Source organism: Bizionia sediminis, from assembly GCF_042684585.1.
GTDB classification, from domain to species: Bacteria; Bacteroidota; Bacteroidia; order Flavobacteriales; family Flavobacteriaceae; genus Algorimicrobium; species Algorimicrobium sediminis.
Map to the genome: position 1 here is coordinate 313,201 of NZ_JBHULS010000002.1, position 15,811 is coordinate 329,011.

Sequence of the window (15,811 nt, forward strand, 5' to 3'; positions counted from 1 at the left end):
TGAAAAATAATAGCGAGCTTTATTATCATTTTATTAAATTTACATTTCTAAAGGTTAGCCTGTGAAACTAAATCTAGAACAAATTCCGCGCGTTAAAACCATAACAAAAGCGGATTTTTTAAAGCAGTATTTTAAACCGCAAAAACCGGTGGTAGTAGAACGGTTTATAGAAGACTGGCCCGCTTATACAAAATGGAATTTAGATTACATGAGTAAAGTGGCTGGAACAAAAACAGTACCACTTTACGACGATAGGCCGGTAGATTATAAAGACGGATTTAACCAGCCGCACGCCAAAATGAAAATGAGCGCGTATATTAATCTGCTAAAAAAAGAACCCACCAAATACCGCATTTTTCTTTGGAATATTTTAAAAGAGGTGCCAGCTCTGCAACAGGATTTTACATATCCGGATTTTGGTTTACGGCTCATTAAGGGGTTACCCATGCTTTTTTTTGGCGGTACCAACTCGCATACTTTTATGCATTATGATATTGATTTAGCTAATATTTTTCACTTTCATTTTCAAGGCAACAAAGAAATTGTTCTATTTAATCAGCAACAAAACAAATACCTATACAAAGTTCCCCATGCTTTAATAACCCGGGAGGATATTAATTTTTCGGACCCCGATTTTAATAAATGGCCCGCATTACAACATGCTTCTGGTTATAAAACCATTTTAAAACACGGCGAAATGCTTTATATTCCAGAAGGCTATTGGCATTATATGAAATACCTTACGCCAGGATTTTCTATGAGCTTACGCGCTATTCCAAGAAACCCAAAAAACCTGGCAAAAGCCATTTATAACATAGTAATTATGCGGCATTTTGATAATATGATGCGCCGCCTAAAAGGGCAAGCATGGATAGATTGGAAAAACAAACAGGCCGTTATACGCACCAATACGCACATGAACCAACATGCAACTTGACATAAAAGGGGTAAAAATGTAAGTTTTTTCTTAACCAACTTAAAGAAAACGTGTATTTTATCGAAAAAAAGTGCGTTTTAATTCCGAAAGTAACAGATTTATAGTAGTTTAGCATATCCATTTTAACCTACTTTAATATGAAAGCCCTACACTACACTTTCCTATTTGCACTATTATTTATTGTAAATAAGACCACCATTGCCTCCGAAAACACATCAACTTTTTATGCCTCTGTAAAGGCAGAAGCGCCCAGAACACTACCTAGCAGTTTAAGTGGTTTTAGTTATGTTTACTCCAATGGCCCCTCTTCAGCACAAAGCATATCACTGCCCACTAATAATTTAAGAACCAGGTCATTTGTAACCATAACAGCTCCCAATGGTTTTGAAGTATCTCAAAACTTGAATTCAGGCTACTCATCCGGTTTTACCATAAACGGTTTTGAAATTACTACCGAAGATATTGTATTTTATGTTCGTTTAAAAGCCAGTTTAGATGTAAAAGAACACACAGGCAACCTAGATATAACAGCGCCTTCCGCACCACCAAATCCTGCTTACAATAAAGTCATTTTTCTAGAAGGTTTTGTACAACCCGAAGCAACTTCGTGGAATGGAACTTCTTGGACAAACGGTTTGCCAAGCAAAAACCACAGCATAACTATTAGTGCCAATTATAGCGCCGCAACCAATGGCAACCTAAATGTGTACAGCTTGGCTGTGGCCACTGGCGCCACACTTACAGTAGATAACGGTAGCTATGCAAAAATACAGGAACATGTAGACGTTTACGGCCAACTAACCGTGGAAACTCAAGGCGCTTTTGTACAAGTGTCCGATACGGCAAGTTTTACCATTAAAACGGGAGGCGCAGCACAGGTTAATAAAACCACATCGCCATTGGCCCGTTGGTATGATTACACGTATTGGTCATCGCCAGTTAATGGTATTACAGCTGCAAATGCATTTGCCGAGGCCAGTTCCAGCAGACGCTATTGGTATAACGCCCAAAATTTCCTAGATGTTTTAAAAGAAGTAGGAAACACCAATACGTTTGTAGCCGGACACGACGATATTGACGATAACGGAGACGATTGGGCCTACCTTGCGGACAATGTTGTATTAACGCCTGGTGCAGGTTATGCTACCTCCCAAAGTTCTGGTGGTTTTAGCCCAGGAAACACATACGACTTTAGTTTTGAAGGACCCTTTAATACCGGAACTATTACAACGCCGCTATATTACAATGGGGATAATGGCGACAAAGATTGGAATCTTATTGGAAATCCCTATCCATCTGCCATTAGTGCCGATGCCTTTTTTGCCGTAAATGCCAGTAAAATTGGAGGCGCCATTTACTTGTGGTCTCATGCATCTGTAGCAGATGCCAATGGCAGTGGTAACGAGGTGTATAACTTTTCTACGGACGATTACGCCATAATTAATGCAGGAAGTGGTGAAATTGCGGGTGGAAAAAATATAATTCCTAATAGGTATATACCATCTGGCCAAGGCTTTTTTGTTCAAGCCTTGGCAACCAATAATGTTACCTTTACGAACAGTATGCGTATGGCAGACCAGACCAATAATAGTCAGTTTTTTCGCGGACCAGAAACCGCCAATAAAATATGGTTAAACTTAACATCAGACAACGGTATATTTTGCCAAACTTTAGTTGCCTATGTAGACGAAGCTACCAATGGAAACGATGGTGTTGCTTTTGATACAGAACGTAATCTATCTAGCAACGTACCTGCCATATTATACACAACCATTCCGGAATTTACCGATAAAAAATATGCCATACAAGGTAAAGCCAGTGCCAGCTTAAATACAAACGAACAACTCGCTTTAGGGTTTTATACTACCATAACAGAGCCTACCATTTACAAGCTTTCCATTGCCAAACTACAAGGTGATTTTATGGACGAAAATGCCGTTTACCTAGTAGACAACCTACTAAATATTACGCATAATTTAAAAACGTCCGATTATAGCTTTACCTCGACTACTGGTACATTTAACGACAGATTTGTTATTGTTTTTGATATTAACACTTTAAGTACAAACCAGCTTACTAACCAAACACAAGAAGTATCGGTTGTGTACAACAACCCACAAAGCATTGACTTTAAAACCAACTCGCATAAACGCATTACACAAGTTACTTTGTTCAATTTGGCGGGCAAACCAGTACATTTTTTAAGCGGAAATGCGCAAAAAATAACGTTTAATCATAACAACACTTTAGCCAAAGGTGTTTATCTAGCCAATATTGTTTTGGATGCAGACACGGTAATCGTTAAAAAAATAATTATTTAACATTCCTAATTACTTTACAACCAGATGTCGGTTTAAGCAGGAAATTAATTAATACATTTGCGGAGTAAATTTTAAAATCATTTTTATGAAAAAGTTATTAGTTATTGCCGCAATTCTAATGGTTTCATTTGCAAATGGCCAAGCGTTTATTGGAAAAGGAGATCAGAAATTTCAGGTGGGCGCCAACTTACAATCGGATGCAACCGGCTTAAATGTTAGCTACGATGTTGGTTTAGGCGAAAATATTTCCATAGGTTTTAGCTCAAGCTATGCTTTAGGTTTGTCCAGCACCTTGCAAGATGGTGTAAAAGTAGATGGCGTAACCGTTGTAAGTAAAGCTGATTTTGATGACCGCTTCGACTTAAAAGCACGATTTAATGCCAACATTGGAAACGTTTTAAAAATAGATGAAAATTTCGATTTTTATCCTGGATTAAGTTTTAGTTTAAAAAACTTTGGTGGCCATGTAGGTGCGCGCTACTTCTTTACATCTGGATTTGGTTTGTATACAGAAGCGCAATTCCCCATAGCAAAATACAAACAAAAACTTACCCCTGCCGAGGAAATTCACAACCAATTTGCAGTTAATGTAGGTGCGGTTTTTAACCTGTAATAAAACTAGTTACTGCTAAAAAAAAAGGTCTTTTGTAAAGCATAAAAGACCTTTTTTTATGGAACTAGTTCAGCTACTTTAGCATACACCAAATGACTTTCCCAACCGCGATACAAGAGGTAATCGGCTAATTTTTTTCGTTTAACCCAGGTATTTTTTTCACGAGCTAATAGTTGTACTTTTTTAGCTGCTAAAGCATCTAAGGTTTCTAAATAGGCCTGTTCCGAAATCTGTTTTAAGGCAACATCAATATTGTATTTGCTAATGGCTCGTTTTTTTAATTCTAAACGCAAACGCTGTTTACCCCACTTTTTGATATTAAATTTGCCGTGTACATAGGATTGGGCGAAACGGGTTTCATTTAGAAAATCGTGTTCTAATAAATGAACAATAACAACATCTACGGCTTCTGGAATCATGCGCATAGCCAACAACTTATTCGAAACCTCCTGATGACAGCGCTCTTGATATGCGCAATAGCTTTCTAATTTGCGTTTGGCCTCTTCTACTGTATAGGTTTTAACCGAATTCATTGGCCCAAGATACAGACATTTTATCAATAATTTAAACAGATACCAAGCCAAGTTCTTAATTTTTTAACGTATATTTAAGGGTCCCATGTCTTTAATTTCCAACAAAAGACATTATGAAAAATATACATTCCGGCTTGTCTCTCTTGGTTTTTGCTGGCGTTTTTTTAGTTTTTGCACATGCAACGCCCCACCATTTTAAGGCCCATTTTCCAAAGTTACATACTGCGGCAGCCAGCTATGCTAAATCAGACATAGTTTTTGTGAACCAATTTAATAGCGGACGCGCTTTAAATAAAACGAAGGCTAATTCAGGAATACCCATTTTTAGCGATTGTTCGGAAATTTTTATATCCGAATACGTAGAAGGCTCTAGTAATAACAAGTTTTTGGAACTTTACAACCCCACTAATAGTCCTGTGGATCTGTCCGTTTACCAACTAGTAATTTATACAAACGGAAGCAACACGGTCCAAGCCACCCTAGCTTTGTCTGGCACAATAACCGCTTACGGCACTTACGTTATTGCAAATAATAGTCATAACTTATCCGTTACACCCGATTTAAGCACAAACAGCAACGTCATAAATTTTAATGGAAACGATGCGCTTGCACTTCAAACCACAACAGGAACAATAATAGATTTATTAGGGGTTATTGGAAATAATGATGTCTATGCTGAAAATACGACGTTACGGCGCCATGCTTTTGTTCAAAATCCGTCTGCAACCTACAACGCTTCAGAATGGAGTACCCATAACAGCAATACGGTTTCCAATTTAGGAAGCCATACCAGCAATTGCGAACTTCCAAACCCCGAACTGCAATTATTGGATAACACAAACACCAATCAAGCTTGTGGATATACCATTAATTTTAATTCGCAAGCAGTTAGCACCAGCAGCACTACTAGCGTTACAATAGCCAATGCGGGTGTTGCAGATTTAACCATTTCGTCCATTAGCATAACTGGCGATTATACCATTAGCTCCGGCACAACGGCATTTACAATTACCCCAGGAAATTCAGAAACCATTACTATTCAGTTTAGCCCTACTACAGTTGGAAACAGAACGGGTACAGTGACCATTAATAATAATGATCCAGACGAATTATCATGCCTCATAAATTTAACGGGAATCGGTTATGTTCCAGCACCAGAAATAGATATTGAACGAAGCACTGGTAGCTCCATACCAAACAACTCTGATGCCAATTCTGGATACAACACGATTTTTGCAGCCACAAGTATGGGCGATACAACAGCTGCAAAAGAATATACTATTCATAATGAAGGAACAGCGGACCTAGAAATAACCGATATTTCTTCTTCAAATCCTACCGAGTTCCCAATTACATTAAACCCTGGACCGGTTACCATTAACCCGAGTGATAAAGTTCCATTTGAAATACGTTTTTCACCTATAAGTACTGGAACACGAACAGCTTTAATTTCAGTAACTAGCAACGATACAGACGAAAACCCTTACACATTTACCGTTCAAGGTACGGGTAATTGTCCCCCAGGTGGTGTTAGTTTATCGCCAAGCGCTGGCCCCATTGGCACGCAGGTAATTGTTACCTCTGGTAGCGCTAATTTTGGAGCCTCCTCCAGCGCTACCATTACAGGAATTACAGCCCCAGTAATTAGCTATACCTCCAGCCAATTAGTTATAGAAATTCCAACAGGAGCAGAAACAGGTATGTTGGAGGTTACAGATAACCTTGGCTGCCAAAGTATAGCAACTTTTAATGTTTTAAATACACGTATTTCCAGTTGCGAAGGGAGCTCTGGCGCGAGCCCTTCGGATATTTTTATAAGTGAAGTTACAGACCACGGCACCGGGTCGCATTCCTATATTGAACTTTTTAATGGTACTGGAACAGACATTTCACTAAACGATTACACCGTTTATATTCATGCCAATGGTAGCGCTAGTTTTACATATAGCATTCCCTTATCCGGTACCATGGTCCATAATGATGTGTTTGTTATTGCCTTTGGCAGCACTAACGCTACAGATCCTAATGCCGCACATGGCTACGATTTGGTAAGCTCTATTAGTGGCATTAACAGCAACGACCATATACGCTTATACAACACAAGCTCTAATACATGGATAGACTTATGGGGCGATAGCGCTACCTCGGGCCTCGACTTTACCATTGCTCCAAAAAATTACACATACCGACGTAAAAATACGGGTATTACTGCTCCAAGTACTACCTGGAATCCTTCGGATTGGATAAGTTTTTCGCCAGTTGATTACGCAGATATTGGTAGGTTTGAATTTTCTTTAGGAACACCGCCCAACATTACCGCACAACCAACACCCTTAACCACTAATTGTGCCTTATCAGCCTCTTTTCAGGCAACCGCTACTGAAGGATTTTTAGGCGGGCAATCATTAACGTACCAATGGTACTACACAGCACCGGGCGATAGCGGCTGGACGGCGCTTACAAATAACACAACTTACTCCGGAGCCACTAGCAATTTATTAACTATTAGTAACACGCTGTTATTGGACGGCTACCAATATTACTGCCAAGTTAGGGAAAGTACAGATAATTGTTTTACAGCCAGTAATACAGTTGTTTTAGAGGTAGAAAAGGCTATTTGGAATGCTGGAAACTGGAGTAATAGTACTGGTCCGGATACGGGAACTATTGCAGTTATTAATGACGATTATAATACATCGCTTCACGGTAGCTTTTCCGCCTGCCAACTGCTAGTAAATGCTGGAAACGAACTAATTATTACCAACGGACATTATGTAGAAGTAACAAACAACGTTATAGTTAATGGCGATGGCAGTAATTTGGATGGTATTTTAATTGAAGACAAAGGAAGTTTTGTACAACGCGGCAATGGTAGCCAAGCGGGCACATACCAACTTAATAGTAACGCCAGAACACAAGTAAATAAACGCACCGCTTCATTAAATAATTGGTACGAGTACACCTACTGGAGCGCACCAGTTGCCAACGAAACTATTGGAAACGGCCTGGCAGAAGCGCACCCCACAAGACGCTACTGGTACAATGCTCAAAATTATTTAGATAGCTATGCCGAAACCAATAACAATAACGGCACAGTACCAGGACAGGATGATGTAGATGACAATGCCAACGACTGGCAGTACACAAGTAATACAGACCTAATGCTCCCGGGTGTAGGCTATGCCGCCATGCACGACCCCGCAGGATTTGTTTTTGCTGGTACCAATTACGAATACACATTTAACGGGGCTTTAAATACCGGCGATTACAACATTCCCCTTTACCGCAATGATGACGAACTAAACGACAATAATTGGAACCTCATTGGCAATCCGTATCCATCGGCTATTGATGCAGATTTATTTCTGTTAGCCAATTCGGTTATTGATGAAAATGTATCAGAACTTCCATCAGGTTCGGGAGCAACTTCGGGTGCTATCTTTTTATGGTCGCAAAATTCAGCCCCAGACACGGACAACAACGGAAACGAAGCTTTAAATTTTGCGCAAGCAGATTACGCTGTTATTAACGGTGTTGGCCAAACAAGTGGTGGCGATGGTGTTATGCCTAGCCGTTACATCCCTTCTGGGCAAGCTTTTTTTGTTAGTTTATCCGATGCAGCCAGTGTTTCAACCGTTTCTGGAACATTAAAAACAGCCCCTGTTATATTTCAAAATAGCATGCGTGTAACGGATAATAACAGTCAGTTTTTCCGAAATGAAAACAACCACTCCAACACGCATAAACTATGGATTAATTTAACTACAAATACAGGTATTTTTAATCAGATACTAGTAGCTTACACGCCAGGCGCTACCAACGGGAAAGATGGCATGTACTTCGATGCACCCAAGAACCTGGCAACCAATGCGCATGCCGTTTTATATTCTTTAATTACGCCCGAAAATCCACACGATAAGTTTAGTATTCAAGCAAAAGCTCCGGAAAGTTTACATGAACACGAAGTCATTCCGTTAGGCTTTAGCACCCACATTAGTGCTTCAACCATATACACTATAGAACTTGCCGATTGGACAGGCAATTTCTTTAATTCGCATGCTGTTTATATAAAAGATAAATTACTAAATAGGATACACAATATTTCGGATTCCAAGTACCATTTTACCGCAACTGCTGGGACCCAAGATAACCGGTTTGAAATTGTTTTTACAGACCGGACACTTAATTTAGAAACAACTGCTTCTGAAGGCGCCGCATTACTCCTTATTGAGGACGATGAAAACCAAGTAACATTTATGGTAACTGGCGTGCAGGCAACTATGAAAACAATAGATATTTTCGATATTTCTGGACGTTTGGTTTATCGCTTCAGCGCCAACTCCAATACGGAAATTCATAACTTATCTAAATTAAGCAGTGCGCCATACTTGGCACGGGTAACTTTATCTAATAATAAAACACTTATAAAAAAGGCTGTTAAAAAGTAAACTAAAGTGTATAATTTACCGCTATAATAACTTGCTTACCTGGTGCAGCAATGCCCGATGAATACGTTTTATACCGCTGATCGGTTATATTTTGAAATGCCACCGAAACAGCTAAATCATTTTTAAATTGGTATTGCGTACGCAAGTTTATAGTATACCAAGACGGCGCATACGGTTTGCCTTGTTTATCTGTAGCATATATGTAAGGTTTGGCCTGTTCAGAAGGAGCTAATTTATGGTTTTGTAATGTGCCGTTAAAATTTACAAAACTAGCTACTGTAAAGGCCTGTTTTTGCCAAACAAGATGGATGTTACCAAAGCTAGGTGCCACATGCCTTATTGGAACCTCAACACCATTATCGTCTTCTGTTCCCCCTATTAAGTTGTATTGCGACTTAAGCGTAAGGTTTTTTGAAAAACGACACCGTAAGCCAACCTCTAAACCATAAATCCATGCTTTGGATGCATTTTGAACAGCCTGAATGCTACTCAATTCCCCATTATACATAAGTTCCGTAGCTTGGTTTAGCATATAGTCTCGCCTTACCAGTGCATCATCTAAAAAAGTATAGTAGGTATTAAAATCCAATACAACTTTATCATTAAAGTTTAGTACCAAACCCAATTCGCCTCCATAAGCATATTCGGATTTTAAATTCGGATTTGGCACAACAACGCTACCCGGTTCAGAATCGAAAACCTTACCAACATCATCAATATTGGGCGCTCTAAAGGCTGTAGACGCGTGCAACTTCCACTGAACAATAGAATTAGGCATCCAACTAATACCTGCTGTACCTGTAAAGGCGCTGGCATTTATTGCTGTATTATTGTATGGTAAATTTAAGAAGCGATTATTTTCTTCAAAATTTGCAGTTGCTGCTATTTGGTTGTACCGCAACCCTGTTTGAAAGATAAATTTATCCGATGGTTTATATTTTAAACTAGCATAGGCAGCAACCGATTGCCAAGTAGCGCCATTGGGATATCTGGTAACCGATTCTTGTTGCACTCCCGAATTGATTTGTTCTTGATATGCTTCGGAATGTATGCGATTGTAAACATATTCTAAACCATAAAAAATAGCTGTGCTAGAAGTAACTTGCTTCTCTAAATCGGCGTTTACAGAAATGGCCTGTACGCGTTCTGTGCGATTGGTTTTAATTTCAGACTGTAATTTCCTGTGGTGCCTACTCTCTTTAAAATGTTGGTAAGCCACAGTAAGCTGCGCCTTGTTAAAAAGCACATGAGATTTGCTGTGTTTAGTAGCTTGCAAATTACCCATAAACCAATTTTGAGGGCCATAATACCATTGAGCCCATTGAAGTTGGTTAGCCTCATAACGTATTAAACGATCGTAGCGGGCATAATTAGACGTGGTTGCATAATGCAAACCTACATCTAACAATAAATTTTCTTTAGGCTGAAAATGGACTTTTTGCAAGGCATAAAACTGATTAAATCCTGTAGGTATTTGGCGCTTGGGATTGGTATTGGATTTTATAAAATCTACACCATTAACGGTTTCCACGTATTCCGGACGTAAGTAAGCGTCTGGACCATGGCTTCCCATAGTTACATGATCGTAATCGTTAAAACTAACACTGGATAAAAAGGCCCACTTTTTAAAACCAATATTAACATCGGCATGTACCGTTTTTTCGGTGCTGGCGCTAGCATATCGTGCCAAGGTATGTGCTTTTACATACATCGCATCCTTGTAGGATAGCTGTGGTTTTTTGGTGTAAAAACTAATAACACCGCCAATGGCATCGCTACCATAAACTACAGAGCCTGCGCCTAGTGTAATTTCGGTATTTTGAAGACTTAAGGGGTTTACCGATAGGCTATTTTGTAAGTTACCGCCTCTAAAAATGGCGTTATTCATACGCACACCATCCACGGTCATTAAAAGTCTGTTTGTTGAAAAGCCTCGTATCATTGGGCTTCCGCCGCCCAACTGACTTTTCTGAATAAATACATTACCTGTTTCCGCTAGTAAATCGGCACTAGTTTGCGGGTTTGTAAAACCAACCTCTTTTGCTGAAATATTGATAATTTTTTGAGGAACATCGCGCTTTTCTTGTTTAAATTTTGAAGCCGAAATAACCACTTCGTCCAAACCAACAAAACGTGTTAAAGACACCGTATGCCCATTTATTCGCTTTTTTATAAGTTTTAAAACACGATAATTTGGGGCTGTAAACTGTAAGGTATCTTTGTCTGAAAAAACATCTAAATCCGCTTGACCGTTTATATTGGTAAGTACTTTTTTTTCCTTATTAGAAATAACAACCCCAGGGATGGGTTGTAAACTTTCGGCCGCTACAACCACGATTTGTTGCGCCCAAACACCTGCGGTACAAAGCAAACACAGAATCCAAATGCATTTAGCTTTCATAAAAAGAGGTGTTGCTATTTAGTTAAAAACTTGGTTAAATATTTGCAGTGATTTTGGTTTTCTAAAATACCCCAAATGCAATTCAAAATACTGCATAAGCATTTGTAAAAAAGATTGCCGTTGGTGCGCCTGCAATTTTATAATGTGTAAGGCATCAAAATTCATGCCCAACAGCTGTTTTAAGAGCTTATTATTAGCGGCCGAAATGGCGTAAATATGCTGACCTTTATTTTCAAAGAAGCCAGATTCCATATTAAACACATCGGTATCCTGATAGCTTTCTTGCGGATAAAAGCCTAAATGCTTGGTAAGCTTTAAAAGAAATAACAAATGGAAATTGGCATAATTTGTTTCCGAATCCAACCACTGCAGAGCCGTTTCTAAATAATCATAAAGCAAGGTGTTTTGTTCTTCCTCTTTTAGGACATTGGTAAGCACTTCGGACAGGAATAATACAATACTGCTTTTTAAAACATTGGTGTGTAAAGAGCTATAAACAAAAGCCGATTTCACTTCTTTTATATAGTGGAGTGACTGATTGGGCTTGTAGTTTTCTACAATATCTAGCTGCGAGAGTAATTGATAATAGGCAATAGTACCGGAGCGTTTACTTTTGTAGGCACCCCGAATTAAATAACTTGTTAAACCGCGTTGCTGGGTATAACAACTAATAATTAAGTCGTTATCCCGGTACTTAATTTTGGACAGAACGATAGCTTTTGTTCTTGTGGGCATTAGCGTACAACCATTACTTTTATAACCTTAGTTTCAAAGGTATCCAGATCTGACAGCATAACCAAATAAACACCTGTTTGCACTAAATTGTTAGCTAAATTGTTACCATTCCAATAGGCAACACCCCCATCAATTTCCAAATTATAACCTTTAAACCGGGAGTTAATACCCGACTGGGCTTCTGCTACCAGATTGCCTTCTATATCGGTTATTTTAATATTAACGTTTTCCGAGATATCTTTAATTTTTACTTTTTCCTCCAGAATGTTAAAGCCAGGCCTAACAGGGTTGGGATATACGTAAGCATTTTCTAAACTTTCTTTAGTTTCCGAGCTACCAGATCCAAAAGAAACCAATCCGCGATCTGTTGCAATATAAATACGACCAGAGGCTGGATCGATAGCCACATCAATAACAATATTGGAAGGCAAAGGCGAGTTATCTTCAGTGAAATGATAAATGGTTTCTTGCCCGTTGGCAGAAAAATAATAAAGTCCTGTTCCAATAGTACTTATCCATTTGTTATTGGAACCATCTACCTCTATATCTGACACGAACTGTTGAAACAACAATTCGCTTGGCGTACCGTCATCGAGAATGATTACAGACTCTGCACGCACATTTCTATCGGTAAAAAAATTAGCTGTATTATACAACACACGCAATCCGTTAGTGGTACCAAACCAAACTTGGTCGTTTTTATCTACTGCTAAAGCGGTTATAAAAGGAGATGGGACGTTTTGTTCATCGGTTGAAATATTAGCAATTTTCCTACCTGTATTGGCTTCGTTGTAAGCAATTAAGCCAAATTTATAACCTGCTATCCATTTTGTGCCGTTGTTATCGATGTCTATTTCATCGTAACCCCATTCGTCTAAACCGCGTTGAATTAAATCTAGAAAATCATAGCCTTGCCACTGGCCCGTGCTGGGATTGTATGATTTTAAAGGTTTTCCCACCCGAGCTGTCATGGTCCACAAAATACCATCCTTGTCGAATGTAGAAGCATTTTGACGAATGCTTTTAAAGTTTGGCGCTCCAGGCAGAATTAAAGATTCTAGGCCGCTGTTAGACTCGTTATACAAAACCGTTGGCACATTTCTATTTACTTCCAACAAACCATCGTTAAAGGAACTAATAAAAACCTGTTGGGGATTAAACGGGTTTACAGCAATTTTGTTTAAATCGCGAGCCCCCAATACACTGTCTGCTGGAATATTTACCCAATTTTCGCCATTTACAAAATGACTAATTCCGCGCGATTGTAGTGGCCCAGGGTTGTATGTTAAGTTATACTCACCATAGGTTAACCATAAATTATTGGCGCTTGCACCTACAGCAAACGAATTGTTTAGAAGTGGGCCATCTGGATGAATTTCTTGAAACATAACAGGCTCCTCCAAGGTAGTTTTTAAAATACCAAACTTATTGGTTCCTAAATATACATGTGGCCCCGAAACCAAGGCTGCCGAGTAGTTGCTATTAAATTCTGAAGAAACAGGTACTGTTGCTACTATACTAAAATTTTCGTTGTACACATAGCTAACATTAGCCTGTGTAATTATGAGGTAATTATTAACGACACGCATATCCACAGGCAAAGAATTAAACTGCCTTATCGGGTTGAGGTTTCCGTTTATTTCATTTAACAGAAACTGATCGTTTCGCAACACAAACAACTGGTTGTTAAAGGCAGTTACCGCGGAAAAATCGCCAGCCCCAACCAAACTCCACTGATTAAAGTCTATTAAATTGGTGTTGGCTACCAAGGCCCGCTTTAAACCATTTGCATTTTGGCATGCCGCGTAAATATAATCGTTATAAATAGTTGTTTCTGAAACAATAACTTGAGCACCGCCGTTTCCAATAAAATAGGTGTCGCCAAATTCTAATCGGGCCAAATCGTAAACTGAAATACCGTAATCGGTAGCAATATACAGCAATCCGTTGTATTCATTAAAATGATTAATACGCTTGTTGGTTGGCGGGATAGTTGTTTTATTTAGAATATCGACAACCGTTAAAACCTCGTTCCCTAAATCTGATACAATTTCCAGTAAGCCCGAGTTATAACCCACAAGTAACTTATCGTAAAACGCACTGTAATAGATTTGCGAAATAATTTCGCCTGAAAGTCCGTTTACGGTAGAAATAGTTTGTATTTCGGCTGTTTGTAAGTCGTAAACAAAAATGGCGTTTTCGGCCGCAGCGTAAAGTTTCCCATTACCTTCAGCAATATCCGTAATGTTTAAATAGGAATAATGCCCTTGCCATAAAGCCGAAAAATTTTGTGCGCTGTGCACAAAAGGCATCAAAAAAAATAGAGTAATAACAAGGCGTTGTAACATGATTTCTGTTTAGAATTCAAATATATTTAATACTAACGAGTTTCATGTTAATTTCATATGCATTTCAATAAAAAAAGCCTTCTGCTGTTCGGGCAGCTTGTTGCATATTTTAAACCGCTGTATTAAACAACACCTTGCGCCAACATAGCATCGGCAACCTTAACAAAGCCAGCTATATTAGCACCTTTTACGTAGTTTATATGGCCGTCGTCCTCTTTGCCGTAGGTAACGCAGGAGCTGTGTATGGCCTCCATAATTTCCTGGAGCTTTGTATCCACCTGTTCGCGTGTCCAGTTGTAACGCAACGCATTTTGACTCATTTCTAAACCAGAAGTAGCAACACCGCCAGCATTGGAGGCTTTTCCTGGAGCAAACAATACTTTGGCTTCTTGAAATGCCGCAATAGCTTCTGGTGTAGCAGGCATATTAGCCCCTTCAGCCACTACCATAACCTTATTGGAAATTAAATTATGTGCATCTGCTTGGTTTAATTCATTTTGAGTAGCACAGGGCATGGCAACTTGGCAAGCTACGGACCATGGGCGTTTGCCAGAATAAAATTTAGCAGAAGGATATGCCTTTACATAAGCGTCTATGCGGCCTCTTTTGTCATTTTTTATGTGCATAATATGCGCCAGCTTTTCCGCATCAATTCCTGCTTCATCCAAAATATATCCGGAGGAATCCGACATGGTAAGCACTTTACCCCCTAATTCGGTAACTTTTTGGCAGGCGTATTGCGCCACATTTCCGGAACCCGATATAACCACTGTTTTATCTTTTATAGACGCACCATGCACTGCCAACATGTTTTGCGCAAAATACACACAACCGTAGCCCGTTGCTTCGGGCCGAATTAACGAGCCTCCAAAAGCCATTCCTTTGCCTGTTAACACACCAGTAAATTCGTTTTTTAAACGCTTATATTGTCCAAACATATAACCTACCTCCCGAGCACCAACACCAATATCGCCAGCAGGTACATCGGTATTTGGTCCTATATGTCTGAATAACTCGGTCATAAAAGATTGGCAAAATCGCATAACCTCATTGTCGCTTTTTCCTTTAGGATCAAAATCCGATCCACCTTTTCCGCCGCCCATTGGCAAGGTTGTTAACGAGTTTTTAAATACCTGCTCAAAACCCAAAAACTTCAGAATACTTAAATTTACCGACGGATGAAAACGCAACCCACCTTTATAAGGACCAATGGCAGAATTGAATTCCACACGAAAGCCCCTATTTACTTGTGTATGGCCAGAATCGTCTATCCAAGGTACCCGAAAAATAATACTACGCTCGGGCTCCACCATGCGCTCCAGTAGTTTTTTGCCTTTATACTTCGGATTAGTTTCTATAAATGGAATAACCGTTTCGGCTACTTCTTGAACAGCTTGTAAAAATTCAGGTTCATTGCTATCTTTTCTTTTTACAAATTTCAAAAATGCATCTACTTCAGTTTTCATTGATTTTTT

9 protein-coding genes are annotated in these 15,811 nt (G+C 39.2%); 4 read left to right on the forward strand and 5 right to left on the reverse strand.

Features of this window, described 5'->3' with window-relative positions; translation table 11 throughout:
• Positions 1–61 precede the first annotated feature (61 nt).
• The 3 genes from ACFSQP_RS05830 (at position 62) to ACFSQP_RS05840 (ending at position 3,871) form a co-directional block, all read left to right on the forward strand.
• The gene (locus tag ACFSQP_RS05830) at positions 62–937 is read left to right on the forward strand and encodes a cupin-like domain-containing protein (RefSeq protein WP_376892474.1); all 876 of its coding nucleotides are present in this window, start codon (positions 62–64) and stop codon (positions 935–937) included.
• 137 nt (positions 938–1,074) lie between these two features.
• A complete protein-coding gene (locus ACFSQP_RS05835; protein WP_376892475.1) occupies positions 1,075–3,258 on the forward strand; it encodes a T9SS type A sorting domain-containing protein in 2,184 nt (727 codons plus the stop codon).
• 85 nt (positions 3,259–3,343) lie between these two features.
• Positions 3,344–3,871, forward strand: a complete 528-nt coding sequence (locus ACFSQP_RS05840; RefSeq protein ID WP_376892476.1) for a DUF6646 family protein — start codon at positions 3,344–3,346, stop codon at positions 3,869–3,871.
• A 56-nt stretch (positions 3,872–3,927) separates the two neighbouring features.
• Here the strand turns inward: ACFSQP_RS05840 and ACFSQP_RS05845 are convergent, their stop codons facing one another.
• Positions 3,928–4,404: a regulatory protein RecX gene (locus ACFSQP_RS05845; RefSeq protein WP_376892477.1), complete on the reverse strand. Its 477-nt coding sequence runs from the start codon at positions 4,402–4,404 to the stop codon at positions 3,928–3,930.
• Between the two features lie 113 nt (positions 4,405–4,517).
• Here ACFSQP_RS05845 and ACFSQP_RS05850 point away from each other — a divergent pair, with 113 nt between their 5' ends.
• Complete coding sequence (locus tag ACFSQP_RS05850) at positions 4,518–8,852, forward strand: lamin tail domain-containing protein (RefSeq protein ID WP_376892478.1); 4,335 nt, start codon at positions 4,518–4,520, stop codon at positions 8,850–8,852.
• A 1-nt stretch (position 8,853) separates the two neighbouring features.
• Here ACFSQP_RS05850 and ACFSQP_RS05855 read toward each other — a convergent pair whose 3' ends face one another.
• The 4 genes from ACFSQP_RS05855 to gdhA all read right to left on the reverse strand — a co-directional run bounded on the left by ACFSQP_RS05855 (position 8,854) and on the right by gdhA (position 15,802).
• Positions 8,854–11,253, reverse strand: coding sequence for a TonB-dependent receptor plug domain-containing protein (locus tag ACFSQP_RS05855; RefSeq protein WP_376892479.1), 2,400 nt, complete (start codon positions 11,251–11,253; stop codon positions 8,854–8,856).
• Positions 11,254–11,271: 18 nt separating this feature from the next.
• On the reverse strand, positions 11,272–11,988 hold the full coding sequence (gene recO, locus ACFSQP_RS05860; protein WP_376892480.1) for a DNA repair protein RecO: 717 nt from the start codon (positions 11,986–11,988) through the stop codon (positions 11,272–11,274).
• Positions 11,988–14,336 carry a type IX secretion system anionic LPS delivery protein PorZ gene (gene porZ / locus ACFSQP_RS05865; RefSeq protein WP_376892481.1) on the reverse strand — a complete coding sequence of 783 codons (2,349 nt, stop codon included), beginning with the start codon at positions 14,334–14,336 and terminating at the stop codon, positions 11,988–11,990. The genes recO and porZ overlap by 1 nt, the downstream gene beginning before the upstream one ends.
• Before the next feature lie 122 nt (positions 14,337–14,458).
• The gene (gene gdhA, locus ACFSQP_RS05870) at positions 14,459–15,802 is read right to left on the reverse strand and encodes an NADP-specific glutamate dehydrogenase (protein ID WP_376892482.1); all 1,344 of its coding nucleotides are present in this window, start codon (positions 15,800–15,802) and stop codon (positions 14,459–14,461) included.
• Between the last annotated feature and the right edge of the window lie 9 nt (positions 15,803–15,811).